Origin of the sequence: Streptomyces sp. Ac-502, assembly GCF_045222935.1 — a bacterium.
GTDB classification, from domain to species: domain Bacteria; phylum Actinomycetota; class Actinomycetes; order Streptomycetales; family Streptomycetaceae; genus Streptomyces; species Streptomyces monomycini.
In genome coordinates this window covers 1,646,911-1,672,601 of sequence record NZ_JBHFFO010000001.1, presented here as the reverse complement: position 1 = coordinate 1,672,601, position 25,691 = coordinate 1,646,911, and the positions used below count along the sequence as shown (strand labels likewise).

The 25,691-nt window shown below is 70.0% G+C and carries 20 protein-coding genes and 3 pseudogenes; 9 read left to right on the top strand and 14 right to left on the bottom strand.

Going from position 1 to position 25,691, the window contains the following annotated elements:
- Positions 1 to 230: 230 nt before the first annotated feature.
- Positions 231 to 4,406 (top strand): endonuclease/exonuclease/phosphatase family protein, encoded by a 4,176-nt coding sequence (locus ACEXOX_RS07430; RefSeq protein WP_406519631.1) that lies wholly within the window; start codon positions 231 to 233, stop codon positions 4,404 to 4,406.
- 166 nt (positions 4,407 to 4,572) lie between these two features.
- Here ACEXOX_RS07430 and ACEXOX_RS07425 read toward each other — a convergent pair whose 3' ends face one another.
- The 6 genes from ACEXOX_RS07425 to ACEXOX_RS07400 form a co-directional block, all read right to left on the bottom strand.
- Entirely contained in the window at positions 4,573 to 4,815 is a 243-nt protein-coding gene (locus tag ACEXOX_RS07425; RefSeq protein WP_406519630.1) for a hypothetical protein, read from the bottom strand.
- A gap of 92 nt (positions 4,816 to 4,907) precedes the next feature.
- Entirely contained in the window at positions 4,908 to 5,594 is a 687-nt protein-coding gene (locus ACEXOX_RS07420) for a protein-L-isoaspartate O-methyltransferase family protein (protein ID WP_406519629.1), read from the bottom strand.
- A gap of 89 nt (positions 5,595 to 5,683) precedes the next feature.
- A complete protein-coding gene (locus ACEXOX_RS07415) occupies positions 5,684 to 6,097 on the bottom strand; it encodes a lasso peptide biosynthesis B2 protein (RefSeq protein WP_406526259.1) in 414 nt (137 codons plus the stop codon).
- A 5-nt stretch (positions 6,098 to 6,102) separates the two neighbouring features.
- Positions 6,103 to 6,402: a PqqD family peptide modification chaperone gene (locus ACEXOX_RS07410; RefSeq protein ID WP_406519628.1), complete on the bottom strand. Its 300-nt coding sequence runs from the start codon at positions 6,400 to 6,402 to the stop codon at positions 6,103 to 6,105.
- On the bottom strand, positions 6,389 to 8,221 hold the full coding sequence (locus ACEXOX_RS07405; RefSeq protein ID WP_406519627.1) for an albusnodin/ikarugamycin family macrolactam cyclase: 1,833 nt from the start codon (positions 8,219 to 8,221) through the stop codon (positions 6,389 to 6,391). Before ACEXOX_RS07405 ends, ACEXOX_RS07410 begins: the two co-directional genes overlap by 14 nt.
- Positions 8,222 to 8,381: 160 nt before the next feature.
- Complete coding sequence (locus ACEXOX_RS07400; RefSeq protein ID WP_406519626.1) at positions 8,382 to 8,507, bottom strand: hypothetical protein; 126 nt, start codon at positions 8,505 to 8,507, stop codon at positions 8,382 to 8,384.
- Between the two features lie 197 nt (positions 8,508 to 8,704).
- On the opposite strand from ACEXOX_RS07400, the gene ACEXOX_RS07395 reads away from it, so the two are divergent.
- Positions 8,705 to 10,078 (top strand): hypothetical protein, encoded by a 1,374-nt coding sequence (locus ACEXOX_RS07395; RefSeq protein WP_406519625.1) that lies wholly within the window; start codon positions 8,705 to 8,707, stop codon positions 10,076 to 10,078.
- A 252-nt stretch (positions 10,079 to 10,330) separates the two neighbouring features.
- Positions 10,331 to 11,209, top strand: coding sequence for a methyltransferase domain-containing protein (locus ACEXOX_RS07390; protein ID WP_406519624.1), 879 nt, complete (start codon positions 10,331 to 10,333; stop codon positions 11,207 to 11,209).
- A gap of 75 nt (positions 11,210 to 11,284) precedes the next feature.
- Here the strand turns inward: ACEXOX_RS07390 and ACEXOX_RS07385 are convergent, their stop codons facing one another.
- Positions 11,285 to 12,418 (bottom strand): tyrosine-type recombinase/integrase, encoded by a 1,134-nt coding sequence (locus tag ACEXOX_RS07385; protein ID WP_406519623.1) that lies wholly within the window; start codon positions 12,416 to 12,418, stop codon positions 11,285 to 11,287.
- Positions 12,415 to 12,609 (bottom strand): hypothetical protein, encoded by a 195-nt coding sequence (locus ACEXOX_RS07380; protein ID WP_406519622.1) that lies wholly within the window; start codon positions 12,607 to 12,609, stop codon positions 12,415 to 12,417. The genes ACEXOX_RS07385 and ACEXOX_RS07380 overlap by 4 nt, the downstream gene beginning before the upstream one ends.
- A gap of 1,446 nt (positions 12,610 to 14,055) precedes the next feature.
- Between ACEXOX_RS07380 and ACEXOX_RS07375 the strand changes: the two genes are divergently transcribed.
- Together ACEXOX_RS07375 and ACEXOX_RS07370 are read left to right on the top strand one after the other, a co-directional pair.
- Complete coding sequence (locus tag ACEXOX_RS07375; RefSeq protein WP_406519621.1) at positions 14,056 to 14,403, top strand: helix-turn-helix transcriptional regulator; 348 nt, start codon at positions 14,056 to 14,058, stop codon at positions 14,401 to 14,403.
- A gap of 26 nt (positions 14,404 to 14,429) precedes the next feature.
- Positions 14,430 to 15,713: a tyrosine-type recombinase/integrase gene (locus ACEXOX_RS07370; protein WP_406519620.1), complete on the top strand. Its 1,284-nt coding sequence runs from the start codon at positions 14,430 to 14,432 to the stop codon at positions 15,711 to 15,713.
- Positions 15,714 to 15,815: 102 nt separating this feature from the next.
- On the opposite strand, the gene ACEXOX_RS07365 is transcribed toward ACEXOX_RS07370, so the two are convergent.
- The 5 genes and pseudogenes from ACEXOX_RS07365 to ACEXOX_RS07345 form a co-directional block, all read right to left on the bottom strand.
- On the bottom strand, positions 15,816 to 16,058 hold the full coding sequence (locus ACEXOX_RS07365; RefSeq protein ID WP_406519619.1) for a WhiB family transcriptional regulator: 243 nt from the start codon (positions 16,056 to 16,058) through the stop codon (positions 15,816 to 15,818).
- 225 nt (positions 16,059 to 16,283) lie between these two features.
- Positions 16,284 to 17,015: an SMP-30/gluconolactonase/LRE family protein gene (locus ACEXOX_RS07360; RefSeq protein WP_406519618.1), complete on the bottom strand. Its 732-nt coding sequence runs from the start codon at positions 17,013 to 17,015 to the stop codon at positions 16,284 to 16,286.
- A 181-nt stretch (positions 17,016 to 17,196) separates the two neighbouring features.
- A pseudogene (locus ACEXOX_RS07355) lies at positions 17,197 to 17,271 on the bottom strand (hypothetical protein); the annotation flags it as partial.
- A 115-nt stretch (positions 17,272 to 17,386) separates the two neighbouring features.
- Positions 17,387 to 18,870 (bottom strand): annotated as a pseudogene (locus tag ACEXOX_RS07350) (amino acid permease).
- A 371-nt stretch (positions 18,871 to 19,241) separates the two neighbouring features.
- A pseudogene (locus tag ACEXOX_RS07345) lies at positions 19,242 to 20,638 on the bottom strand (DUF5685 family protein).
- A 198-nt stretch (positions 20,639 to 20,836) separates the two neighbouring features.
- Here ACEXOX_RS07345 and ACEXOX_RS07340 point away from each other — a divergent pair.
- Genes ACEXOX_RS07340 through ACEXOX_RS07330 form a run of 3 tightly spaced genes read left to right on the top strand, consistent with a single transcriptional unit; the run spans position 20,837 to position 22,934 of the window.
- Positions 20,837 to 20,971, top strand: a complete 135-nt coding sequence (locus ACEXOX_RS07340) for a hypothetical protein (protein ID WP_406519617.1) — start codon at positions 20,837 to 20,839, stop codon at positions 20,969 to 20,971.
- A complete protein-coding gene (locus tag ACEXOX_RS07335; protein ID WP_406519616.1) occupies positions 20,968 to 22,122 on the top strand; it encodes a hypothetical protein in 1,155 nt (384 codons plus the stop codon). The genes ACEXOX_RS07340 and ACEXOX_RS07335 overlap by 4 nt, the downstream gene beginning before the upstream one ends.
- Entirely contained in the window at positions 22,074 to 22,934 is an 861-nt protein-coding gene (locus ACEXOX_RS07330) for an ABC transporter ATP-binding protein (protein ID WP_406519615.1), read from the top strand. Before ACEXOX_RS07335 ends, ACEXOX_RS07330 begins: the two co-directional genes overlap by 49 nt.
- Before the next feature lie 127 nt (positions 22,935 to 23,061).
- On the opposite strand, the gene ACEXOX_RS07325 is transcribed toward ACEXOX_RS07330, so the two are convergent.
- Entirely contained in the window at positions 23,062 to 24,357 is a 1,296-nt protein-coding gene (locus ACEXOX_RS07325) for a hypothetical protein (RefSeq protein WP_406519614.1), read from the bottom strand.
- 349 nt (positions 24,358 to 24,706) lie between these two features.
- Here ACEXOX_RS07325 and ACEXOX_RS07320 point away from each other — a divergent pair, with 349 nt between their 5' ends.
- Positions 24,707 to 25,603 carry a hypothetical protein gene (locus tag ACEXOX_RS07320; protein ID WP_406519613.1) on the top strand — a complete coding sequence of 299 codons (897 nt, stop codon included), beginning with the start codon at positions 24,707 to 24,709 and terminating at the stop codon, positions 25,601 to 25,603.
- Positions 25,604 to 25,691: the final 88 nt, after the last annotated feature.

Here is a 25,691-nt window from a genome sequence, read left to right as displayed (position 1 = left end):
GGGCTGGGAGCGGGGTGATGGGTGGGGAGTGCGAGGGCGCGGCTTCGTTGGCGGTGCGTGCGGGGGCGTCGGGCTCGGGTGGTGGCCGCGCGTGGCTGGTTGAGTCCGTTTGGCTTGGTCTGGGTGATTTTCTGAGCGCATGTCACAATGTCCGCTCCGTGAGAGTCCTGTCCTGCCTGCCGGCTGCCCAAATGGCGCAGGGTGGTCTCTCATTACGACGAAAGACAACCATGAGACGCAAAAGATCCTTGGCGCCGCCACGGCGCCACCCGGCGGTTTTCGGGGCGTTCCTGCGCACCCACATTTCCGGGCTGCTGGCCCTCGTATTGCTCATCGGCCTGTGTGAGGCGTCTTTCCTGGCCGGCCCGGCGAGCGCGCAGAGGCCGGCCTCGACTCCGACATCGGCCTCGGCCGCGCAACAGCAGGCAACGGCGGTCCCGGAGAAGGTCCTCACGTTCAATGCGCAGGGCGGAAACGGGTGGGAACCCATCAGGAACGGGCTGCTGCGGCACGCCGATCTGGTGGCACTTCAGGAAGTGACCACGCTGCCGGCCGGACTGTCCGTCTGCACCCAGCAGAGCGAGAATTTCATTCTGGACAATTTTGATGACCAGCGAACCACTGCCACCGGACTGCCCCCTCAGCGCTTCCGCCTGTGCATGTACCGCTGGGGGCACTGGCGCGGCCAGAATGAGCCGGGCTACCTGTACTACCTGAAGGTTTACGAAAAGCAGCGGACGGCAGATGCCCCGCTCAACGAGGCGGGGAACTCCGGTAAGTCCATGGCGGTATGGACACGGTCACCGGCCGAAGACGCGATCACCGTGGAAGGAGAGGACCCGACGACGCCCAACAGGTGGATGCGGGAACGCCCCGCACTGGGGCTGAAGTTCGGCAGCACCTGGTTCTTCAACGTGCACGCCGCGTCGATACGCCAGAACACCACCCCGAACCCGCACGCAGTCTCTCTGGTGCGGACCATCGGGAACAACGCCGGCGGAGCACCCTGGCGTGTGCTGGGCGATTTCAACTCTCTGTCGGACACGTTTCATCAAGCCGGCATCGACCGGCCGATCTACAACGCCCGGTACCCGGACGGGCGAGCCGTTCCCACCCAGCAGAGCGGTTACCCGCTCGACTTCATGGTCGCTGACCAGGAGATCCCGAATCTCGCCGTCGCCCTCAGCACCAGTGCTGACTCCGATCACTACCCGGTGCGCTTCGCTCCGTGGGATCCGGTCGACTGCAACGCGGCCATCTGGGATCACTGGACCCGCTACAACGCGCCCCAGGGCCTGGAGCGCCGCAGCGCTCCCGCGGCGGCCTGCGAGGACAACGGCAAGAAGCAGGACGCCATCGTCTCGATGGGCGACAGCTTCATCTCCGGCGAGGCCGGGCGCTGGGCCGGAAATGCCAATACGGGGCCGGGAGGCTCGGCGTGGGGCACGGACCGGGCCGCCCGGTGTGAAAGTGGCGAGAGTGGCTGCCGCACCGATCTGGGCCAGGTCTACGAGCCAGGCACCGCGTATGACGTGAAGAAGAGCGGTGACGCCTGCGACCGTTCCCTGTCAGCCGAGATCAAGGGCGCCGAGATCACGGGCATCCCCAAGGAGCGGCGCTTCAACATCGCCTGTTCCGGAGCACGGACCGAGCATCTGGCCAAAGCCGGATTCAAGGGGCAGCGCCCCCAGGTCGAGGACCTCAAGGACATCGCCAAGAACCACCACATCAAGATGATCGCGGTGTCCATCGGCGGCAACGACCTGAAGTTCTCGGACGTCATCGCGGCATGCGCCAGGGCCTACTTCGCCCCGTCCGCCCTGGGCGCCTCGTGCAAGAAGAGCGAGCAAGAAGCGTTCGAGGAACGGCTACGCCAGGCGGAGAAGGACGTCGGGGGTGCCGTGGAGGGCATCCGGGCCGCGATGCGCGAGGCGGGCCAGGAGGACTCCAGCTACCAGCTCGTCCTGCAGTCCTACCCCAACCCTCTGCCGCGCAGCAGCGAGTACCGCTACCCGCAGAACGACGTCCCCGTGGGCGGCGTCCTCACCTCCTACGGCCGCTACCGCAACGGCGGCTGCCCGTTTTTGGACGAGGACACGGACTGGGCGCACGGCTATGTCGTCCCCAAGATCAGCAGCATGCTGCGCGGGGTCGCCGCGCGCAGCGGTTCGACCTTCCTGGACCTGCAGTACGCCTTCGCCGGGCACGAGCTGTGTGCCGCATCGTCCCAGCAGGCCACCGCGGACCACTCCCTGAAGAACCCGCTCCCGGCGGACCAGGCCGAGTGGATCCGCTGGGTTCCCTATGTGATGGAGCAGACCAAGGATGTCCTCTGGGGCTCCCAGGGGCACCAGCAGGAGGCGATCCACCCCAACCTCTACGGGCAGCAGGCGCTCGGCGCCTGCCTGACCGCGGCCGCCGCCCGGCTCGGCAACGCGCCACAGGTGTTCACCTGCCGCGGTGCGGCCGGCAAGAATCCCGACACGGTACAGGTGGACCAGGACAAGGTCGACTGGACGCTCAGCAGCCAGAACCGTCGTGCCCCGCAGTCCGGGCTGCCGGACTGGAGCCGGGCGGGCTACCGGGGCGGGCAGCCGCTGCCCGGCGAGTCCGCGATCAACCCCGATCCGGCCTGCCGGGTCGGACCGGCCCGGCTCGCCGCCGACTTCGGCGTCCGGCCCGATGACGGTGCCGACGACACCCTGGGACTGCAGAACGCGATCGAAGAGCTGCGTACCCGCTGCTCGCCGTACGCGAACTATGACAAGCTCTCGCTCATCGAGCTGCCCAAGGGCGTGCTGAACATCAGCGAGCAGCTGTCCGTCAACGCCTCCTACCTCGTCATCCGCGGGCAGGGCTCGAACCCCAACGACGGCAGCCGCCTGGTGTTCCGGCCTAATGAGACGACCCGCTACGACGCCCTCACTCCGGACGGAGGCCGCTGGGACCAGCAGGCGACCGTCTTCCAGTGCCAGGTGAAACCCGACGAGAAGACACCGCCCCAGACAGGCCAGGGCGGCTGGATCTGGCCCGGTCGCGGACTGTTCCGCGTCCAGACACTGGAGGTCGCCGACCGCTACAAGGAACGCTGCGCCTTTCCCCCGAAGAACCGCGAGGACCTCTTCCAGGGCTCGGTCAACCAGCACTGGGCCTCGGGTGTGAAGGTGGCCGAGGCGCCCGGCGGCCAGGGCTTCGCCGCACGCCGAGGCGACCGGGTCATCAAGCTCCAGCCCAGGACACGGATGGAACGGTTCCCGGTCGGCGGATACATCTGGGTCGGCGCCGCCAACACCCAGAAGTTCTACGACGAGCAGACGGTTCCCGTGGGGAGCAAGGGCATCGAGGACCTGCACATGCGCCAGCAGGTCTTCACCATCACCGCCGTCGATGAGCACAACGGCACCGTCACCCTCGACCAGCCCCTGGAATTCGATGTCCCGGTGGACTCCACCTCCGACGGCTCAGCGCCGCTGGGCGGAACCGACGCCAAGCCCTACGCCAGCAAGGTCACACCATTGCAGATGGTGGTCGGCGTGGGCTTCGAGAACTTCTCCTTCACCCAGGACATGAAGGGCCTGCCCAAGCTGCAAGGCGGTACCTACGACCTCTCTCCGGAGGACGCCAAGCACAATTACGGCAACCTGGCCCCCGAATACGCCATGCACGGCATCGTGTTCAAATGGGCCGCCAACTCCTGGGTACGCGGCATCCGCGCCGACATGACCGGCTCCCACCCGATCGTCACCGAGGTTGCCAAGAACCTTCAGATCGAGCACAACATGATCGACGGCGCCTGGAACAAGGGTAAGGGCGGCAACGGCTACCTGCGCGGCAGCCGGGTGTGGGACTCGCTCTACGCCCACAACACCACCCGCAACATACGCCACTTCACCTTCCAGTGGTCGGCCTCCAACAACGTCGCCATCGGCAACGACTTCGACTCCGACCTCAACCTGCACGGAGGCTGGGAACGCCGCAATCTCTTCGAGAACAACACCGTGCGGGTGCCCTACGAGCACCGCTCCAGCAACTGCAAGGCCAACTGCGGCGGAGAAGGCGGCGAGGCCAAGGACGACTCCCAGTGGTTCCCCATCTGGTGGGCCGCCGGCCCCAAGGCCGTCAAGTGGTCGGGCTCCTCAGGACCGCAGAACGTCTTCTTCCGCAACACCCTGACCAAACAGACCCGCCCCGGCGGCCCGTTCGAGAACTACGCTCCCTACGGCGCCGTCGGCACCGGAGCGCAGACCATCTTCCAGCTCGGCTCCGACGGCAGCGACCCGTCCCGCTTCCAGCATCTGCCCATCCAGGACTGGGCCCACAATGAACTGCGCGACTTCTCCGGCCAGGGCGTCAACACCAGCCGCACCGACGCCGGACCGTCCCTGTTCCTGAAAGCCCTTTCCTGACCCTGCCCCGTCCCCGGCGGTCTACCAGCAATGTCGGCAGACCGCCGGAGAGGGGCCCGACCGTGGTTCACATCCGGCGTCCCTCTCATCTGCGTCGGGGTTCTCGTAGAGGGCCGCCCCTCGAAGTCGCCCTGCGAGGGGAAGCTTCAAATCGCCTCATGCTGCGTCAACTCAGCCGCAAGAGCCAGCCCGCCTGGTCCTCGTGGTCGCCCGCGCGGACCAGGGCCGGGGTGTAGGTATCGGGTGCTGGCCGTGCGGCTTCCTCCCACTGCTTCAGCCAACTGTGCAGGACGGCCAGGGACGGAGAGTCGGTCCGGTCGGCGAGGATCGTGCCGTCCTGCTGGAGGACGGCGGCCGTGGTCGCGGTGGTGTGGCCGATCGCCCACCGGCCCGGGGTGAGCCCGGCCATGGTGAGCCGGTGGTCGCCGCGGGTGGCGGCGAAGGTGCGCCAGGACGGCCAGTCGATGTCCGGGCGGGCGTAGCGCTCGGTGTGTGCGTCTTTCAGCAGACGGGCCAGAGTGGTCCGGGCGCCGGTGTGCAGCGCATCGTCGTCCGCGCGCCAGGCGATGGAGATCCAGGAGGGGCGGGGGTGCGGTTTTCCCAGTCCACCCAGCGGCCGGGCAGGTCCAGGTCACTCTTGGGCGAGGTGGTCGCCTCGATGTACCCGCCGGGGAACACCTCCTCCACCACCGGCACCCCGTCCTGCACTCGGATCTTGGCGACGACCGTGAGGTTGGGCACCGGTGCGATCGGCAGGGGCGCGACGATCAGCCCGCCGTCGGCGACCTGGTTCACCCACGCCTGGGGCAGCAGCGGCGGCGTGCACCAGGCCACCACCCGGTCGTACGGGGCGCCCCCGGCGAAGCCGGCCGTGCCGTCGGCGGTGTGGCAGCGGACGTTGCCGGCACCGCGTTCGTGGTGGATCAGGTTGGCCCAGCGCACCAGGAAGGGGTCGATGTCGAGGCTGGCCACCGTGCCGCTCGGACCGACGAGCTGGGCGAGGAGGGCGCCGGAGTAGCCCGAGCCGGTGCCGCATTCGGCGACGGTATGGCCGGGGCGGACGTCCAGGGTGGTCAGCTCGCGGTGGATGACCGCCGGGTTGGAGCGGTGCGGCGTGGGCCCGCGGCCCTCGTGGTGGGTGTAGTGGTGCTCAGGAACGGACTCGGCAGCCAGGGCGACGGCGGTCAACGACTTCACTCCTTCGAGGGGCAAGGGGCGCGCATTCGGTCAACTGCTGCAGGCGGGTGAAGGACACGGCGCCCGACGGTGCGCAGCGGTCAGATCGTCAGGGCGGCGTGGTGGTGCCACCCGCTGACGGTGTACTCGCCGACCGGTCCGCCGCCGGGCAGTTCGGCCCACGCGTGATACTGCACCGGCGGCGGTGCGAACCGCGCGCCCAGGCACCAGTTCAGACGGCGGCCGAGCAAGGCCGCGGCGAGCACGGCGCCCAGCGACGTCTCCATGCAGGCGGCGCGCCCCGGCCACAGCCGGCTGGTGTGCCGCACCGCGCCGGCCAGCGCCTGGGCCCGCGCGGCGTCGAGCGGGCGGCGTCCGATCCGCCGGGCGAGGCGTGCTGCCCGGGCGGCGTGGCGGAAGGGCAGACGCACCAGCGCCAGCGCCAGGGCGAGGCCCGCGGCGGCGGCCAGGCGTTCGGCGAAGGTGCCGGTGCGGACGGTGGAGTACGCCTCCATGCTGGTCACCGCCGCCACCCCCACCCGCGGCGCGATAGCGCAGGACCGTGCGGGCCATCGGCGGTAAGCCCCCGGCTGGCGAGGGTGTGGGCGACCGCGCGGACATCGCGGGCGGCCTGCTCGGCGCCGATGCCGTACCGTTCGGCGAAACCGCGGGCGGCCTGCGCCTCGGTGGAGCTGGCCAGCAACAGCAGGAGCGCGGCGCACGCGGTCGGCGTCAGGTGCGTCCAGCGGCCGGTGCGCTCATCGAGGATGGCGCCACCCTCGTCGGTGAGCACCGCGTGCGCGCTCTCACGCAGCAGCACGGGCACGCACCTCCCACCAGGAGCGGGCATCTTCAGCTTCCCGTTGCCGCAGCCACACCTCGGCGGCCACGGCCAGGTGCAGGGCGCCCTGGGCGGTGGGCTGCCCGGCCGCCGCGCGGGCGAGCAGCCCGGCTACCGGCGCCTGGCTGGCCAGGCCGGCGGCGACCAGGCGGGAGGACGCGCCGAGCAGGTCGGCAAGGACGGGAGCGTGCCGGGTCAGGCCCGCGTAGGCGAGCGCGTTGAAGCCGCCCTTCGTCACCCGCGACAGCACGAAGTCCGGAAGCACCCCCATCCCGGTGAACGCCGCGCCCATAAGGGGCTTGTAGCGGTCCGGGGCCCCGCGCTCATCGGCCGGGACCGTGAGGCAGGCCCGGATGACCTCGTTGTCCAGAAACGGAGCGGCGATCTCGGTGCTGTGCCCGGCCAGCGCCATCTCGCGCCACCCGGCTGTGTCCGCGCCCAGGCGCGCGAGGTCTTGCCGGCCGGCCCATGCCGCCAGGAGCCGGGGCGCCCCGGCGCTGTGCCCGGCCGCGTTGTTGAGGGCGTCCGCGAGCTGCCCGCGCACGTCGGGGCTCATCCAGTCCGCCGTGGCGAGCAACGGCGTCCAGGCGACGGGGTGCTGGGCTTGGGGCACCCACTCCCGAGGCGCTTGCCGCAGCACGGCGGCCAGCTGCCGCCAGGTTCCGGGCAGATCGGTGCGTGAGGCGGGGCGGGCCCGGCGCAGCACGGCCCATGCGGAAGTGTGCCGCAGCCGGGCGTGCGTCCGGGCGTGCCGGAAGGCCCGGCGGTACTGCCGGGTCCGCAGCAGGTCGGCCAGGTAGGAGGACGGCGCGGACAGCACCGCGTCCCCGGCCGCCCCGGTGAAGTGCACGCCCCGGGCCTGCTGTCCGGCGACCGCGTCCAGGACGGCCCGTTTGATGGAGGCGGTGACGACATACGCGTTCGGAGCGTCAGTGGCCGGCAGCGCCGACACGTCGTCCAGGCCCGCGTAGTAGACGCACTGCGGGCGGGCGCGCACCGTGCGGTGATGAAGGTTGGGCACCGCGGCGGCGGTGCGCACCGCGTACGCCAGGTCGTCGTCGCGCAGGCGTTCGTCGGCGAACGTCACCGCGGCCACCGGCCCGCTGCGCGCGGCCAGGCAGGCCAGCGCGGTGGAGTCCAGCCCCGCCAGATCTGCACTGACCGGCCGGCCGTCGAGCCGGACGGCGACCGCTTCGGCGAGCGCGGCCCGCACCGTCGCAGCAGCATCGCGCAGGTGCACCGGTTGGTACTCGGCCGGCTCGTAGGGCACGGCAGCGGCCTGCTCGGGGCCGATCAGCAGCAGATGTCCGGTCGGCACCCGGCGCACCGTGCGAAACAGGCTGCGCTGCCCGAGCACATCCGGCTGTCCCAGGGCCAGGTGGGCGGCCAGCGCGGCCGGATCGACCGGCGCCCCGTCCAGCGCGGCCAGTGCCCCGGCCGACGTCGACCACCACGTGCCCGCCGTCTCGGTCCGCCAGTACACCGGGTGCTGCCCGGCCAGGTCACCGATCACCGCCAACGTCGCGCCGCTGCGGGCGACGGTCAGGTAGGAGCCGGGCCAGCGCGTCAACGCCCGCCAGTCTTTCGCCCGCACCCATTCCAGGGCCCGCGCGAGCTGCTGGTCATCGGCGCCGCAGTCGCCGACCACAGCCAAGGCCAGCGGCCCGCAGCCTGCCGTGTGCACCCGTCCGGCGGGCCAGCCGGACGTCCAGGCCGCCCCCAGCTCCGGTACCGGCCGGCCGTTCCTCGGCAGCCGGTCGTGCCTGCTTCCTCCGTACCAACCCGCACTCCACCGCATCAGATGCCCGCTCCTCGAAGTTCGCTTCGGTGGTCGGAAAAGAACGAGACGCCGGGTCGCTGGCGGTCGTGCCCGGCACGGCCTTCGCAACCCGGCGCCCCTTCACTCCCGGAGCCGGCCGTGGCACTCAGCCGGTGCGGCCCCGGGCCCAGTGGCGGTGTCAGTCGTTCTTGTACTGGGTGTCGTCGGCGGTGTCGAAGGTGGCCGTGCCCAGGGTCACCTCGGCGACGTCCCCGGCGTCCAGGACGAGGGGCTGGCAGTACACGGGTGTGGTGGTCTGCTCCATGATCGAAACCTCCCAGGTCTCTTCGTCCCCGCGTCCTGAGCGGGCGCGGGCAGACGGGTGGCACACGGCCGTACTGCATACGCGGGGAGCTGCTTCGCCCGGCCGCTCGGCCTGGTAAACAGTCAACCCGCGCAGCCCGGGTGGCGGTACGGTGGCGGACAGGGCAAGCGGTATATCGGGTATACGGGCAGGTGCTCATGACCACGCGCACGCCGAATCAGCATCTGCGCGACCTCGTCGCAGAATCCGGCCTGACCTATGCGGCGCTGGCCAAGGCGGTGCGCGCGGTGGCCGCCGAGTGCGGCACCGGCTTACGGACCAACAAGTCCGCCGTCGAGCACTGGATCACGGGCGTGACGCCCGCCGGCGACACCGGCCGCTACCTCGCCGTGGCCCTCTCCCGGCGCCTCGGCCGACTGCTGACCCTCCACGACCTAGGGCTGGCCGACGAGGACAGCGACAGGGGTGACAGCATCGGCCTGTCACTCGGGGCCGACCCGATCGACGCCCTCATGCCGATGTGGAGGTTCGAGTTGGACCGGCGCCGCTTCTTGACCAGCTCCGCGTATTCGGTGGCCGCCGCTGCCCTGCCCCTGTCCCACATCCAGGAGATCGCTGACCGAACGGCCGCCGCCCACACCGGCCAGATCATCGGCAGGGCCGAAGTCGCCGCCGTACGCGACATGGTCCGCGCCTTCTCGGAGCTGGACGAACGCCACGGCGGACAGCACGGCCGCAGCGCACTCGTGCAGTACCTGCACGACGACGTCGCCCCGCTGTGCCGCGGCCGCTTCCGTACCGAGGAGATCCGCCAGCACATGCTCTCCGCCGCCTCCCGCGGCGTGCACCTGCTCGGCTGGAAGTCCTACGACGCAGGCCAGCAAGGTTTGGCCCAGCGCTACTACCTCCAGTCCTACGCCCTCGCCGTCGAATCCGGCATCCGCGGCCACGACGGATTCATCATGCGCACGATGGCCATGCAAGGACTCAAGCTCCACCGGCCCGAGCACTGCCAGGGCCTCGCCGAAACCGGCCTCAACCGGGCCAAAGGCAAGGTCGACGCGCAGACCGAATCCCTCTTCCGCGTCGTTCACGCCCATACCCTGGCCAAAGCCGGACAGCCGACAGCCGCGCTTGCCGAAGCCCGCCAGGCGCACGCCCTGCTGACCGCCTCCCCCGGCGACGAAGTGCCGTTCTGGGCCCTGGCCTGGGGACCACCGGAAGCCTCGGTGTACTCACGCACCGCCAAGGTCTACGAGACGCTCCGCGAGCACCGCGCCGCCGCCGAACAATACGCCCGCGCCGCCACATCCCGCCCCGCCCAAACCTACGCACGGATCGTTGCCCTCGACCTGGTGGCCGGCGCCGAGATGCAGCTCAAACGCGGCCAGATCGAGCAGGCGTGCGCCACCTGGCACCGGGCCCTTGACCACATGGACGGCGTCCGCTCCGTCCGCACCCAAAAGGCCGTCACCACCATGCGCCGCAGCATCGCCCGCTTCCGCGCCCGCGGCGTACGGGCGGCCACCGAACTCGACGAACGCGCCGCCGGCTTCCTCACCGGCGTATGACCACGCCTGCGACCACCAGGATTCCCGCGCGGCCCGATCGCTGTCAGCGCGACCGCACGCCCTGTGCGGCCCGGCGCCTCTTCGCTACCGTCGGCAGTGGCACCGGAGCCCCACACAAGAGGAACGCGATGGACAGGACGAACGGCTCGGGGGTGACCCGCCGCAGCGGGAAGAAGGCGATATCCCGGAGACGCCCGACCAGACCGGCGACGAGAACGGGCACGAGGACGAAGACCCCGGGGTGCCCGAGGAATGACCGCCAGCGGCCCGGGCCCCGCGGATCTGCGCGAGGAGTGCGCCGCGGGCATCTCGCGGTACGGGTACTTCGACGGCCAGGAGTGGCTGCGAGACGCTTTCCTGACCGTGCCGCGCGAGCATTTCGTCCCCCGGCGTGTGTGGTTGCCCAAGACCGGCGAAGACGGCCGATACCCCGTCCTGGACCGGGAAGAGCAACCGGAGCAGTGGCTGAGAGCCGTATACCGGCCGCTGACGGCCCTGATCACCCAGATCGCCGACGGCGCGGTCCATACCGAGGACGGACCCACGTCCAACAGCGACTTCACGTCCTCCATCTCGTGCCCGACCGTCGTCGTCCAAATGCTGCGCCACCTCGACCCCCAACCGGGGGACCGCGTCCTGGAGATCGGCACCGGCACCGGCTACACCACCGCCCTGCTGTGCGAGCACGTCGGCGCGGCGCACGTCGTCACCGTGGAAATTCAGCAGACGCTGGCCGAGCGTGCCGAGGAACGGCTTGGCGCGCTCGGGTACCGGCCGCGGGTGGTGTGCGCTGACGGCGAGCAGGGGTGGGAACCGGGCGCCCCGTACGACCGGGTCCTGTCAACCGTCGGCGTACGGGAGATTCCTCCGGCGTGGCTGCGACAGGTCACGCCTGGAGGACTGGTCATCACGCCGCTGGCCACCCCGATGCACTGTGACGCCCTCGCGTGGCTGCGCCCCGACGGCCAGGGCGGCGGGCGAGGCGGGTTGATCGACACGGTGTACTTCATGAAGACGCTCTCGCAGCGGCCACGGAAGCCGTGGCGGGAGCTGGGCTGGCCGCGATGGCCGGACTGGTCGCTGACCGTCACATCCGAGGGCAGCCAACGCCTGCGTACCCGTGACAGGTGACCGAGCTTGGGCTGCCCGACCGGAGTGTTCAGCGCAACCCGTGCACGTCCGAACAGACCGGGGCGAACACGGCCGTCACGACGCATCCAGTTGCTCGGCCATGGACGCGGCCGCGTCGTAGGCGGGGCTGCCTTCCAGCGCGCCGCGGCGCTGGTTGTACCGCTGCGTCGTGCGCGGGTCCTTGTGGTCGGCCCAGTGCTGGATCTTCTCCGGGCGGGCGCCGGGCCGGTCGTACGCGTGGGTGATCGTGGAGTGCTTCAGGGAGTGCGGGCCGATCTTCTTCTGCGGCAGACCGGCCCGCTTCGCGGTGGCCCGGATCGCACGCCACTGCGACGCCTGGTCGAGCCGCTTGCCGGTGCTGGTGCAGAAGATGAAGCCCTCCGTGCGGTCTCCGATGAGGACTTGGAGGGCGTGCCAGACGGATGGCGGGACCGCCTTGGTGACCCAGGTGCCGCCCTTGATCTGCACCTCCAGGGTGTGGTGGCCCTTGTCGTAGCCCAGCTTCTCGATCCGCGCGCCGAGCGCGGCGTCGATGCGCAGGCACAGGTGGTACAGGACCAGGATCAGGACGTACAGCCGGAACGCTGTACGGCGGCAAGGGTGCTCGTGCCGGGCGGTGCGCGCCAGCGTGACGTACTCGGCTTCGGTCAGGCCCTCGGTGCGGGTGAACAGCGGGTCGATGGCCGGGTACAGCACTCCGTCGAAGGGGTTGCTGTCCATCGTCTCCTTGGGCAGGGCCCGGGTCTGCAGCACGAACTTGAAGAACGAGGAGTTGGCGGAGAGCACGTTGTTCCGGGTGGCGGCGTCGCGCGGTCGGCCTTCCGGCACGCGCCGGCCGCCGCGCCAGACGAGGGTCGGCAGCGTCTTGAGGTGGCTGGCGAAGGCGTCGGCGACCAGGAACGTCAGGGCGAGCGGGTGCACGCTGCGCTCCCGCAGGTAGCTCTCCGAGATCTTGAAGTTCTGGGTGTACGTCTTGCGGGTGCCGTCCGAGCGCTGGTGGGCGATCCAGGCTGCGGCGAGGGTCGGTAGCGCATCGCGCTCGCCGTAGATGCCGGCCAGGTACGCGTACAGGCGCTTGGCGTGCGGCGGCCAGTCGTCACGCGGGTCGCCGGTCAGCTTGGCGAGGGACGAGCGGGCGGAGTGCTCCTCGCCGTCCGCCGTGAGGGTCAGCGCGTACGCATCAGGCCCATCGATGGAAGCGAGCGTCACTGTGCGGCTTGCTCGGGGGTGAAGGAGGCGACCCAGTCGTCGTAGTCCGGGGCTGGCTGTGCTGTGTTCACCGTGGGGGGTACGCCGGGGCAGATGCCGACCTCGGGGGTAGTCCAGGCGCGGTGGGCGATGTGCGGTCGTGTCCAGCCGCACGGCGTTGACTCGCTTCCAGGCTTTCGGGACTGGTTCACGTGGACCCCTCATATCGGTCGGCGCTTGACGGTAGCTCCGGCGGGTTGGCGAGAGGCTACATGAAAACTGTAATTTTCATGTATGAGGGAATTGGCTGGGTGACGCTTCAGCGCAAGGAGAAACTGCGCTGCCCACGCCCACAGTTGGCAGAAGGAACACCGGGTAGTCGCTGGCGAGCTTGCCACTTGGGAGACCCTTACCGGCTATTGCCGACACTCAGCTGCAGATGCCCGACCGGGGATGCTAATGGAGGCTTCGGCAATACCGGTCGCCGCCGTGCATTGTCACTGATGTGGTGCTGGTTGGCTTGGTCGTGTGACCGGGCCATGCTCGGGGCGCGCCTTCTGCTGTCGCTTGCGCTGGCCGATCCTGGAGGCGGGTAACGGCGCAGAAGCGCCGGGCGGCTGTCGCGGTTGAGCGAGGAAGGAGCGCTGGTGGCCACGCACGTTCGCACAGTTGTCGAGGGGCTATGGGCATCAGAACAGGCGATGTGGCGGTGGCTGGTGCCGACGAAGACCGCCGCGTTGACCGAGCGCCCATGCTACGAGACGAGTGATACGGGCTGCGAGGCGTTCGTGTTCACCAGGCAACGTTGCCGTGGTAGACCCGCGCTCGCCACGCGGTTTCGGCCGTTGTCCGCACGATGACTGGGGCGCCGACGCCCGACTCTCATGCCTCCTGCCTCGTTCGCCCGGGCCACCGTTGCTCCTTTCGCCCACGGCAGACGAGAAATAGGCTCAAGAGGCTGGAAACGTTCTCGGGGCTATGTGAACGTAAAACACCCCTGGTCGAACTGGGCACCAGCAGTTCATCGGGCGATATGTGAGGAGTCGGTTCTGTTGGCTAGCGCTTTTCGAGATCTTCGGGTGACGATCCAAGCCCTCTTCTCTGGGGGTGCCAATATGTGGTCTGCGCCTATGTGATCGAGCTGTGGTGTAACTTCATCCGCTGTCTGTTCATTTCTTCCGTCGCAGGTCTTTTCGGTGAGGCCCTTGCGTGGCGTGTGTATCGCCTGGAGTGTCACATCCTTGCTTGTGCCACCTGAAATGCCGGATAGGTAACCCGCCCTATCATGGCGCGGAGGCTGGCCGGACGGCCAGGTATCGCCGCGAGGCTGTAGCGACTTCTTCGAGTCAGGTCTACTGGCCGAGGAGCAGAGGAGCATTGGGTAGCTCGATACGGACCGGGCGGCGTCGGATGAGAGTGTGTCTAGGCGGGGGCAACATAGCCGAGAATCGCCGGTTAGCCAAACCGGAGATCACCGTGATCATTGAGGAGTACGCAACGGCTGCGCTTCTTGGTGAAGCCCTTGCGGACGCAGTGGAGGACGCCCTAAGAGAGGCAAAGATTTGACGAGCCGGCTCTCGCTCCGTACTTGCTCGATCTGCACGAACGCCTGGGTTGAAGGAAAAGACGCACGCACTTGAGCAGCTTCTGTCCTGACGATGTCTGTTGTCTGGCGCCTCGGCCCACTCGCACATGAGGAATCACCCATGCCCGCATATTCGCTTCCTGCTCTTCCTGCCACGCGTGCCGCACATGCGGCGTTCATGAACGTGAAAGACACGGCCGAGTACCTAGGTCTCTCACCTCACACGCTCTACGTTTGGCGTCATCGACGGCAGGGGCCGCCCAGCTTTCGCATGGGTCCGCGCGGCCGGGTCATGTATCGCATGGAGTCTGTCGATTCCTGGGTGCGTGAACAAGAGCAGGCGGACTCGCGAACCAATGCTGCGCTGAGCCCTCTGAAGACCGGTTCGCGGTTTTATTCCGGCCCAGTAAGCAACCCTTGACCTGCCGCCCATTTCGGCGGCACTGCATGCTTGAATCCATCCCCTGCGGCAAGGTGTCACAACTGTCTGGCTACATAGAAGACCGATGGCTGAAGAAGCGTCCCAATCCGGAGACCCGTAAGCGTGAGCGCACAGCGTTGTACGGTAAGTGCACGCGCTATCGAGTCAAAGGTGTACCCGGTGTCAGGGACCGCTCGTTCGATGCGCTTCAGGACGCTAAAGCATGGCTTGCCCAATCCCAGACGGATGCCGGGCGTGGCGAATTTATTGACCCGCGAGACGGTGCCATTTCCCTCAAGGACTACATCGACAGTCACTGGTGGCCTACGCAGAGTGGGGACCCGTCCACTCTCGAACGTACCGAACAGCGAGTGCGCCTTCACGTCCTCCCTCATCTTGGTTCTCAGCCGCTGAGCCACATAGGCGCGCAGGTCCTGCGTACTTGGACGAAGCGGCTCGAGCAGGATCTTGGGCCGACCTCGATCCGGCTGGTCTGGGCGTCGCTTTCCGGCATTCTGCAAAACGCCGTTGAGGACCGCCGCCTCATACGCAACCCATGCCGCTCCGGCACGGTCGGCCCGCCGGCAGCCACACCAGGCAGGGTCGAGGCATGGCCGCCCGAGCGCGTGCTGGCCGTCCGCGCTGCGATGCCGGACCGCTCGCGTCTGCTCGTTGTGCTCGGAGCGGGGCTGGGGCTGCGCCAGGGTGAAGCCTTCGGGCTGGGCCTGGAGGACATCGACTTCGCCAAGGAGGTCGTCCATGTCCGGCGCCAAGTCAAGCGCGTCGGCTCCAGCCTGTGCTTCGCGCTTCCCAAGGGCCGCAAGGTCCGGGATGTCCCCTTGCCGTCAAGCGTGGCTCGGGACATTCAGTGGCACGCAAAAGTTTTTGCGCCGTTGCGGGTGACTCTGCCATGGGATGACCCGCGTCCGCCCAAGACGCCGGTGGAGGCAAAGCACCGGAGACCGAGGACGTTCAACCTCCTGGTGACCGGACGCAGGCGCAACGCGATCGACCGCAAGAGCTTCAACACGTATGTGTGGAAGCCAGCGTTGGCCAGAGCGGGTGTGATCGCTCCGCTGCAAGAGGGCCGCCCAGGGCGTCCTCCTGTGTGGGAGCCGTCCAGGGAGCACGGCTTCCACGCCTTGCGCCACTTCTACGCCTCCGAGGAACTGGAGGCCGGCGAGTCCGTCGTCTCCCTGGCGCGGTGGCTGGGGCACTCGGACCCCGGCTTCACGCTGCGGACGTACTCCCACTTCCTGCCCCGCGCCGGCGCACGGGGCACTGCCGCCATCGACGCGGTCTTCGCATAGGCCGGATCGGGGCGCACCGAGTCCGGCCTCGGCTCGGGGGAGAGCCAGCCGGTCTCGGCCGGTGCGCAAAGTCCCAGAGAAGTCCCACAGCTTCGTCGCCCCTCAGGCTGCCCGGCGTTTTCGCAGGCCAGAGTGCCTGCGGCGCTCCTCCTCGTCCGTGCCGCCCCAGATGCCGTAGTTCTGGCCCGTCTGGAGGGCCCATTCCAGGCAGGCGCCGGCCACCGGGCACCGGTGGCACACTGTCTTGGCGTCCGCCTGCTGCTGGGCGGCGGGGCCCGTCACTCCTACGGGGAAGAAGAGTTCCGGGTCCTCGTCCAGGCACGCTGCTTTTTCCCACCACTTCATGGCTGCCTTACCTCGCGGGGATTGTCGGAAGGTTGTCTTCTTTCGTCTTTTCTTCGCAGGTTCCCCACGGGGCCGCGTACCGGGCCGTGCCCGTACGCGGTGGCGGCACGTCAGTCGGCCCGGCGCCTTGGGGCGGCGGGCTTGCGGGGGCGGCTGTCGTGGCCCCCTGTTGTCCGAGTCCGCACGTGGGAACCTGGATGTCCCGGGTGCCCCTGCGGGCAGGGTTCAATCCCGTGGTGTGCCGGGGAGTTCGCAGACGGCCAGTGCGTGTTCGTGGATGCTGCCCAGGATCAGGTGGCCTTCGTGTTCGCAGACGCTGGTCACCATGCGGTAGTCCGGGCTGCGGCGTCGCAGGTCGTGGACGATATGGCCGGAGGTGTCGACCGCCAGGACGCCGGTGAGGGGGCCGGGCCGGGGGCGGACGCGCCGGGTCACGCTCCACGCGGCGTGGCGCAGTGCCGGCTTTGTGCGGTGCAGGCGGTCCAGGCCGGTGGAGCGCGGCCCGGCCAGGGCCACCCAGAACAGACCACCGGGCCCGCGTGACATGTTGTCGGGGTAGCCCGGCAGGTCGGCGGCGAGTATGTCGTGCTGTCCGGCCTGTGGTCCGGTCAGCCACAGCCTGGACAGCCGGCGGGCGCCGGTCTCCGCCACGGTGACGTAGGACTCGTCCGGCGCCAGGGCGACGCCGTTGGCGAACTGAAGTCCGTCCAGTACGACTTCGGGCGTACCGCCGGGGCGTAGCCGGACCAGGTGTCCGGTGCCGGTGTGCTCCAGGATGTCGCCGAGCCAGTCCTCCAGGGGTAGCGGCGGCTGGAGACGCTGAAGTAGACCGTGCCGTCGGCGGCTGCCGCGGCGTTGCTGCAGAAGCGCAGCGGGGCGCCGTCGACGGTGTCGGCGAGGGTCCGTACCGTACCGTCGGACGGTTCGACGCGCAGCAGTCCCCGGCGCGCGTCGCACACCAGGACTCCGCCGTCGGGCAGCGGTTCCAGCCCGAGTGGGCGGCCGCCGGTACGGGCGACGACTTCGGCGCGGGGGTGCCGGCGGGGGTGGTGGCGGTCGGCTCGTTGCCCGGGCTCTTCGGGAAGGGGTCCAGCCGCAGTACCCGGCCGTCCTCCAAACCGGTGAGCACCCGCCCGGCCGCGTCCACCACCACGTCCTCCGGCCCTCTCCCGTCGAGCGGTACCGTCCGCAGCGGCGGCAGGGGCTTGGTCATCCGGCTGGTCCGGTCGTATGCGTTGGCCATGACGTGCTGACTACCCGGCGCCGGGAGCCTTTACCAGGGGGAGGGGCAGGCCGGTCAATTAATGGGTGGCTTGGTTGATGCTTGGTCAATGGGTGGCTCGGTCTGCTGCGTGGTGGGTGGGGGATTCCAGTCCTGGTTCCGGCTCGTGTCCGGGGGCGGGCAGGTGGTAGGAGCGGCGGCCCGAGACGGCCCACCAGACGGTGGCCAGGGTGAGGACGAGGAGCAGGGCCACGGGCGCGTAGTTGAAGGTGGCGAGGGAGACGGGGTGGGACTGGGGGAGCAGGAACAGGACGGTGACGAAGGCCACCCAGAGCACGGCGACCCGGCCGACCGGGACGCCCCAGCGGCCCAGGTTCCACGGGCCGGGCCGGAAGGTGCGGCGGTGGCGCAGGCGCAGGTAGATGGGGATGGCGTAGGCCGGGGTGATGCCGATGACGTTGATGGAGGTGACGGCCGCGTAGGCCGCCGAGGAGTAGAGGGAGGGGAGGGCGAGGACGGCGGCGACGGCCACGGAGAGCAGGACGGCCCGGGTCGGTGTGCCGGTGCGCGGGGAGACGCGCCGCCACCAGGCGGAGCCGGGCAGCGCGCCGTCGCGCGAGAACGCGAACACCATACGGGAGGTGGCCGCGACCTCCGCGTTGCCGCAGAACAGCTGCGCGACGATCACCACCAGCAGCAGCGCCTTCGCCCCGCTGACGCCGAGCGCGTCGAGGAAGATCTGCGCGGGCGGCACGCCGGTCGGGGTGTTCTGTACGCCGGTGTAGTCCTGGATGGCGAAGGTCAGCCCGGCCAGCAGGAAGAAGCCGGCGACCCAGGACCAGCGGATGGCCCGCACGATCCCGCGGGCCGCGTTCACCTGCGCCCCGGTGGTCTCCTCGCTCAGGTGCGCCGACGCGTCGTACCCGCTGAAGGTGTACTGGGCCAGCAGCAGGCCGATCAGCGCCACGTACAGCGTGCTGTTCCAGCCGGTGCCGTTGACGAAGGTGGTGAAGACGAAGGAGGGGGACTGGTGGTGGGCGGGGACCAGCCACAGGACGCCGACGATGAGCGCGACCCCGGCCAGGTGCCACCACACGGAGACGGTGTTGAGGATGCTGACCAGGCGTACGCCGAAGAGGTTCAGTGTCGCGTGCAGCGCCAGGATGCAGACGTAGATCACCATGAGTGAGCCGGGGTGGGCTCGAAGCCCCACTGCAGACCGGCGAACGCGCCCGCGAACAGAGCGCAGCCGTAGTCGATACCGGCGATCGCGCCGAGCAGGCCGAGGAGGTTCAGCCAGCCGGTGTACCACCCCCAGCGCTTGCCGCCGAGCCGGTCGGCCATGAAGTACAGCGCGCCGGACGTCGGGTAGGCGCTGGTGACCTCGGCCAGCCCGGCGCCGACGAACATCACCATGACGCCGACGACGATCCAGCCCCACATCATCACCGCGGGGCCGCCGGTGACCAGGCCGAATCCGTACAGCGTCAGACAGCCGGAGAGGACGGAGATCACGGAGAAGGAGATGGCGAAGTTCGCGAACGGGCCCATCCGCCGTTTCAGTACGGGGGTGTAGCCCAGCTTGCGCAGGACGTCGTGGTCGGCCCGGGGGCCGGCCGGGGCTTGGCCGTCGGGGTCGGGTCGCCTGGTGCGCGTCACGGATGCAGCCTCCAGTACGGGGTGGATGAGCCGTTGGCGCAAGGAAAGGACCAGGGGGGCGGGAGTGTCGAGGTTTTTCAGGGCGAGTGTCCGGATCAGTGGCCTGGGGGCGTGATCGTGGCCGGGGGTGCGGTTCGGTTCGTCTCGTCTCTTCCGTCTGTAGCGGTACGACGTCGGTACGGCATCGGTGCGACGTGCCGGCCCCGTCACGTCGTTACGGCGGCGTGTCGTCGTGACGGGGCGGAGCGGGGCGGGGGCGGGTGGGATGTGGGCCGGTGGGGACGGGTGGGGCGTCGTGCGGGTCAGCAGTCGCAGCAGCAGCCGTCGCAGCAGCAGGAATCCGGGCAGCAGTTGCAGCATTCGCAGCTGTCACAGCAGTCGCAGTCCCGGCAGCAGCCTTCGCGCTTCTTGCGCGACCACGGCCCCTCGTACTCCTCCGCGCAGCAAAGTTGGCAGGTGCAGCAGAGCCCGATGGCGACCGCGCAACCGGCCAGGAGGCCGCGGGGCTTCTTCGGCGGGGGAGGGGCACCGTGGCCGCCATGACCGCCGTTGCCCCCGAAGGCCCCATGGCCCCCGGAGCCGCCTTGGCCTCCATGACCCCCAGAATCACCGTGGCCCCCATGACCCCAGTAACCACCCGGCCCGCCCGGCGCCACCGGCCCGCCCGAGTACGGGTTCTGCGGGCCGTTGAGGTGCTGCGGGCCGTGGGCGTACGGGCCGCCGGGCGCGGCCTGGCCGTACGAAGGCGGTGCGGGGTACGGCTGCTGCGGGGGCTGCGGCTGCCCGTACGGGATGCCGGTCCCGCCGTCGTACGGACCCGCCCCGTGCCCCTGGTGCGAGCATGACGCCGTACCGAAGGCGCGGTCGACGGACCGCCGCAGCTCGTGTACGAGCAGGGCGTGCACCAGCGCGGAATCGGTGAACTCCACGTCACGCAGCGCGAGGCGGATGCCGTGCAGCGCGTCGTCGCACAGGCGGCGGGCCTGGGCGGGGAGGCGCCGGTGGCGGTCAGCGGGTTCCAGGCGCCCTCGGCGGCGTCCGCGGCGCGGTCCTCCACGGCGTCGAGGAGGTGGGCCAGCCGCCCGAAGAGCCGGCCGGCCTCGGCCAGCGGTGCGGCGTTGCCGGGGCGGCCCGCGAGGACCGCGGTGTGGGCGAAGGCGGCGGCGGTCGCCGTCTCGGTGGGCTCGGTGATGACGGTCAACGGGGTGCCGGTACCCGCCAGTTGCTCGATGCCCACCTGCCGGTCGACGGCGTCGACGAGGACGGACGTGTCGAAGCCGAGGGTCGCGCCGGTACGGGCTCCCGCCCGGTCCCAGCCGGCGGCGACCTTGCGTGCCGCGGCGGCCACCGGGCGGCGGCGCAGCAACCCGTTCCGGTCGGCGACATGGTCGCGGATCTTCGCCGAGGCGAGCACCAGCGAGACCGACGCGGCCAGCCGCGCGCCCTCGCCCTTCGCCACCGAGGCGGTCCGCATGCCGCGCAGCGGGCAGGGCCCGGCGGTACGGCGCTGCGCCGCCGCCCGGCCGGACTGGGCGTCCGTCAGGACGGACACGATCAAGCCATCGTAATTGGTCACCACCCGGGCGAACTGCCCGTGGTCACCGCGCAGGGCGAGGCACAGCCCGCACAGGTGGGCCATCCATTCGGCCTTGAGCCCGTTGGACAGGCGGTGGGTGCAGGGCCTGACGATCCCGAACACGTGAAGAGAACCCCCGTTGGTCATCGTGAAGAGTGGTCGTGGCTGGAAATCGTATTACCCGGCGGGGCGGGTGGCGGTGGGGGTGTCCCGAGCGGCGGGGGCGGCCGCGGGGTTCGACCGGATCGGACGCCGGGCGTGCCGGGGCGGGCCGGACGGGGCATAGCACGAGGCACGACGACACAAGCCGGAGGAGAAGCCATGAGGGACACCGTGACGGTGACGACCGGACCAGCCGGAGCCCCGGCCCGCCCCGCGCGGGCCCGCCCGCGCACCCGTACCGCCCGCGTCCCCCGCAGCCGTACCGCGCATGCCGCGTGGCCGGAGACGCGGTGAAGAGGCGCGGCGTCCGGCCCCGGACCCGGCTGCCCGTCTCCGAGAGCGAGCGGGTGCTGTTCGGTGGCGCCCTGCGCTACGACCTGTCGTTCACGCGGCACGAGATGCCGATCCTGCGGATGGGACTGTGGTCGATGGCCCGCCAGTTCCCCGCCATGATGCGTGCCGTCGCCAAGGCGGCCTGGCGCGAGGACCGCGTCGCGCTGACGCTGCTGCTCGGCGCGGAGGCCGGCCAAGGCGTCCTGCGGGCCTTCACCCTGGTGGCCACCAACCAGGCGCTCGTGGCGCTGTTCGCGGCCGGGCCCACGCCCGAGCGGCTGCGCCAGGCCCTGCCCGCCCTGGTGGCCGTGGCTGTCGTCGCGGTGCTCTCGGCCCTTCTGTCGGCGGTGTCCACGGCGGCGTCCGGCCAACTGGAGCCCAAGATCGAGCGCGTCTGCACGGCCCGCTTCTACCACGGTGTGATCCGCGTCGAACTCGCCGCCCTGGAGGACCAGCAGGTCCACCGCACGCTCGACGCGGGCCGGTTCGGCACCGACTCCATCCGGATGATGCTCGGGTCCTCGATCCTGGTCCTCAACGCGCTGATCGGCCTGCTCGCCGCGGCCGGTGTGCTGCTCATGCTGCACCCGCTGCTCGTCCTGATGCTGTTCCTGGTGGCCGCCCCCAAGGGGTGGGGCGCCGTGCTCTCGGCCCGCCGCCAGTACGAGTCCCGGCACACCTGGATCGAGCACCGCCGCGCCATCTCCGTCATCACCCAGAAGCTCACCGACCAGGCGTGCGCCGCGGAGATCCGGGTGCACGGCGCCGGGCGGCTGCTGGTGGACGCGTACGCGGACATGTCCAGGACGGTGGAGCGCGAGCAGCAGCGGCTGGCCCGCGCCGAGGCCGGCACCCAGACCGTCGCCTCGGCGGCCTCGGGCCTGGCGTCCCTGGGCGCCTACGGCGTGCTGTGGCTGCTGCTGACCGGCGGCGGTATGCCACTGGCCGTGGCCGGGACCGCGGTGATCGCCGTACGGACGTCCAGCGCCGGCCTGATGTCCCTGGTCATGCAGTTCAACCGCCTCTACGAGGAGGCCATGTACCTCAAGGACTGGGAGGACGCGTGCAGCACCGCGAAGCGGCACGCCATTCCCGGCGGGGAGTCCCGCTGACCGGGCCGCTGGAGGAGGTCCGCCTGGAGAACGTGTCGTTCACCTATCCCGGCGCCACCTCACCCGCCCTGGACAAGGTGGACCTGACGATTCCCCGCGGCACGGTCGTGGCGCTGGTCGGGGCGAACGGTTCGGGCAAGTCCACCCTGGCCAAACTGGTGGCCGGCCTGTACCTGCCCAGCGACGGGCGCCTGCTGTGGAACGGCACCGACACCCGCGACGCCGACCGAGCGGCCGTCTTCGGCCAGGTCGCGCTGCTGGCCCAGGACTTCCCGCACTGGCCGATGACCGCCCGCGCCAACATCCACATCGGGCGCAGCGAACAGCGGCTCGAACAGTGGCGCGTCGAGCGGGCGGCCGACGAAGCGGACGCGACCGACGTCGTCACCTCCCTGCCGCACGGCTGGGACAGCCTGGTCGTCAAGGGCTTCGAGCGTGGCACCGAGCTCTCCGGCGGGCAGTGGCAGCGCATCGGCGCCGCTCGCGCGCACTATCGTGAAGCCCCGCTGCTGGTCGTGGACGAGCCGACGTCCGCGCTCGACCCCCGGGCCGAGGTCGAGGCGTTCCAGGCCCTGCGGGCCCTCACCGACGACGGCACCACCGTCCTGCTGATCACCCACCGGCTCGCCGCCACCGCGACCGCCGACCTCATCTACGTCCTCGACGAGGGCCGCCTCATCGAGCAGGGCACCCACGCCCGGTTGATGGCCCTCGACGGCGGCCACTACCGCTCCCTTTACGAGATCCAGGCCGCCCAGTACGCGAGCGCCGTCCCCGATGCCGGGAGCCGCGCCGCGGAGAAGGGCCGATGACCGCTCGCGGGCGGGGCGGGGGAAGCGGGCGGGCGTGGCCTGCCCGGTGCGCGAGGCACGCGAGCGCGGGGTCCCGGGCCACGTGCCCGGGACCCCGCGATATTCGGGCCTGCCGAGGCGGCGGCCGTTATTCGGCCAGTGACTTGGCGAACAGGCCGTAGAGCTTCTTGTACGCCTCGTCCTGCGTCGGAATGAGCACCAGGACGCGCAGGGTCAGATGGCCCTTGGCCGGGACGATGTGGACGCCCTCGGGAGGCGAGCCGAGGACGACGTTTCCGTCGGAGCCGTCACTGATGACCATTCCCCAGAAACTCGCCTCGAATTCCGGGGCCAGAACCGAGCCGTCCGGGAGCTGGCCGAAGCCGACATGCCAGTGCTTCACATCGGTGTCACCGGCGTACATGGTGACGTCGTAGGAGTGGATGTACTTGTGGGTCTGCCAGTCCTGCCAGGAGGAGTTGAAGGTGCTTTCCACCGTGAGGTTTTTGTTGGCCGCCGTGAAATTCACGGTCTCCGGCGCGGATTCCTGGCCGCCGCGTACGGCCTTCGCCGTCACACTGTGCTTCCCGGTCGGCCAGCCGCCCTCGCGGGCGAAGCTCCACAGGTTGCTCGTCACCTTGGCGGTGCCGAGCTGGGTGGCGCCTTCGGCGAGCGTCACCGTGTCGGCGTTGAAGGCGACACCGTCGACGGTGGCGCCGCTGTCCACCTCGGCGCCGTCCTGGGGGGACCGGATGTCCACGACGGGCGTCGGCAGGACGACGTAGAACCGCAGCGGCGCCTTGCCGGACGTGACGTCGTCGCGCACCGCGATGGCGGAGAGGTCGTGCTGGCCGAGCGGCCAGTCGGTGTCCGGGGTGTACTCCCACGTGCTGTCCTTGACCGGGCAGGTGCCCAGCAGCGTCGCCCCTTCGTAGAGCAGCACCTGCTGGACGTCGGGGGCCGCGTTGCCCTGGACCGCCTGCCGGCGCTCCTGGGTCTGCGCGCTGGGCTTCGGCGCGGTGAACACCGGGAGCGGTACGGGCTTGTTGAAGGCGAGGGCGGACTGAGCCTGATCGTTCCAGGTGCTGGTGGGGCTCCCGGAGAGGGGGATCCGCGTCAGGTCGGCGACCGAGGAGCCGGCGGGTACGGGTAACTGCGAGCCGCCCTGGTTGGTCCGGGTGAAAAGGATGGTGTCCCGGCCGGTGTTGTTGACGACGCTGCTCACACCGTCGTCGCTCTGGTCGAACCCGTAATCGCTGAAGTTGTTCGCCGTGCCGTTCGCCGGAATGACGAGGATTTTGGTGCGGGGCCCTCCCACGTTGTAGTTGACGTCGGCAAACAAGGAGAAGGCGTTCTTGGGGGCGGCGTCCTGCCCCCGGCCGGTGATGACGTACGGTTCGTCGGCGGACTGGCCATTACCGTTGACGGTCACTTGCGTCCCCATCCCGTTGCTGTGGCAGTAAGGGAAAGGCTGCCCGCGGCATGTGGCGCCGTCAATTGCGGAAGACGTGTTCGACCATGTTCCGGCCATATGCGGGGCTGGCTCGATTCCGAAGGGTGAGGGGCCGGGAAAGAACGATTCTTTCGCCGCTGTCGTCTCATTCGGCACGACAGGGGGCACGGCAGAGGGCGCTATAGGGGGCACGGCAAGGGCGCGGCAGGGGGGCACGGCAGGAGGGGGTGGCCGGCAACCGGCACCCCGCGGTCCGCAGGACACCGTGATTCGTCCGTGCGCCACGGGGCACCCGCAACGACACCGTCGGCCTGTACGGGATGACGACCAGGAGGTCTCAGTGAGAACCGTGCGAACTGCGAGCAAGCGTCCGCGTCTCTTAGCGGTGGCGGCGACCGGGACACTGTCCCTGGCCTTCGTCACCGGCTGCGGCGGAGGGAACGACAAGGCATCGGGCAAGGACCCCGGTAAGCAGGGCGGGGCGTCGGCCTCTCAGAGCGCCGCGGCGGACGGGCCGCAGGCGGTACGGGCCGCGCACCAGAAGACCACCGCCGCCAAGACCGCCAAGATGACGCTGCTCACGCGGGCGCAGAGCGGCGGCAACAAGGCGGAGGTCCGCGGGTCCGGGGTCGTGGACCTGGGCAACGGCAGCAGCGAAATGGTGCTGCAGACCGGCAACCAGCAGATCCATCAGCGCACGGTGGACGGCGTCCTCTACCAGCAGCCGCCCGCCGCCCAGCGGCAGCAGCTGCCGCAGGGCAAGTCGTGGCTGAAGGTGGACCTGAAGAAGCTGACGCAGCAGAACGGCGGCAGCTCGCAGTACGCGGACCCGACGTCCTCCTTCAACTACACCAAGGGCATCGGCGACAAGGACGTCAAGAAGGTCGGCACCGAGACCGTCGACGGTACGGCCACGACGCACTACAAGGTGTCCGTCGACGTGGCGGAGCTGGCCAAGGGCAACGCCCAGCAGGCGAAGCAGCTCAGGGCGCAGCTCGGCGACCGGCTGCCGCTCGACATCTGGCTGGACGCGCAGGGCCGGCTCCGCCAGGAGAAGGTCGAGGTCAAGCCGCAGGGCGGCAAGCAGGGCAGCAGCGGCGCCCGGACCAGCGTCAGTACCACACTGAAGTTCAGCGACTTCGGTACGGACGTGAACGTGACCGCGCCCCCGGCGAAGGACACGGTCGACATCACGGACAAGGCGGCGAAGCAGGGGCAGCAGGCGGCGAAGTCCTGACGCCGCGCCGACGTTCTCCGAAGGCGCCGGTGGGTGGACCGGCGCCTTCGGCATGTCCGGACGCGGCGCTCCGGCGGGCTGTCCGGAA

What these genes read in the sequence shown, in the direction of transcription:
- ACEXOX_RS07340 (WP_406519617.1), top strand. Translation starts at nt 20,837, where the DNA reads ATGAGGGACACCGTGACGGTGACGACCGGACCAGCCGGAGCCCCGGCC.
- ACEXOX_RS07425 (WP_406519630.1), bottom strand. Translation starts at nt 4,815, where the DNA reads ATGGCCGGGCTCACCCCGGGCCGGTGGGCGATCGGCCACACCACCGCG.
- ACEXOX_RS07415 (WP_406526259.1), bottom strand. Translation starts at nt 6,097, where the DNA reads ATGGAGGCGTACTCCACCGTCCGCACCGGCACCTTCGCCGAACGCCTG.
- ACEXOX_RS07400 (WP_406519626.1), bottom strand. Translation starts at nt 8,507, where the DNA reads ATGGAGCAGACCACCACACCCGTGTACTGCCAGCCCCTCGTCCTGGAC.
- ACEXOX_RS07405 (WP_406519627.1), bottom strand. Translation starts at nt 8,221, where the DNA reads ATGCGGTGGAGTGCGGGTTGGTACGGAGGAAGCAGGCACGACCGGCTG.
- ACEXOX_RS07395 (WP_406519625.1), top strand. Translation starts at nt 8,705, where the DNA reads ATGACCACGCGCACGCCGAATCAGCATCTGCGCGACCTCGTCGCAGAA.
- ACEXOX_RS07390 (WP_406519624.1), top strand. Translation starts at nt 10,331, where the DNA reads ATGACCGCCAGCGGCCCGGGCCCCGCGGATCTGCGCGAGGAGTGCGCC.
- ACEXOX_RS07365 (WP_406519619.1), bottom strand. Translation starts at nt 16,058, where the DNA reads ATGAAGTGGTGGGAAAAAGCAGCGTGCCTGGACGAGGACCCGGAACTC.
- ACEXOX_RS07375 (WP_406519621.1), top strand. Translation starts at nt 14,056, where the DNA reads ATGTCTGTTGTCTGGCGCCTCGGCCCACTCGCACATGAGGAATCACCC.
- ACEXOX_RS07370 (WP_406519620.1), top strand. Translation starts at nt 14,430, where the DNA reads ATGCTTGAATCCATCCCCTGCGGCAAGGTGTCACAACTGTCTGGCTAC.
- ACEXOX_RS07430 (WP_406519631.1), top strand. Translation starts at nt 231, where the DNA reads ATGAGACGCAAAAGATCCTTGGCGCCGCCACGGCGCCACCCGGCGGTT.
- ACEXOX_RS07325 (WP_406519614.1), bottom strand. Translation starts at nt 24,357, where the DNA reads ATGGGGACGCAAGTGACCGTCAACGGTAATGGCCAGTCCGCCGACGAA.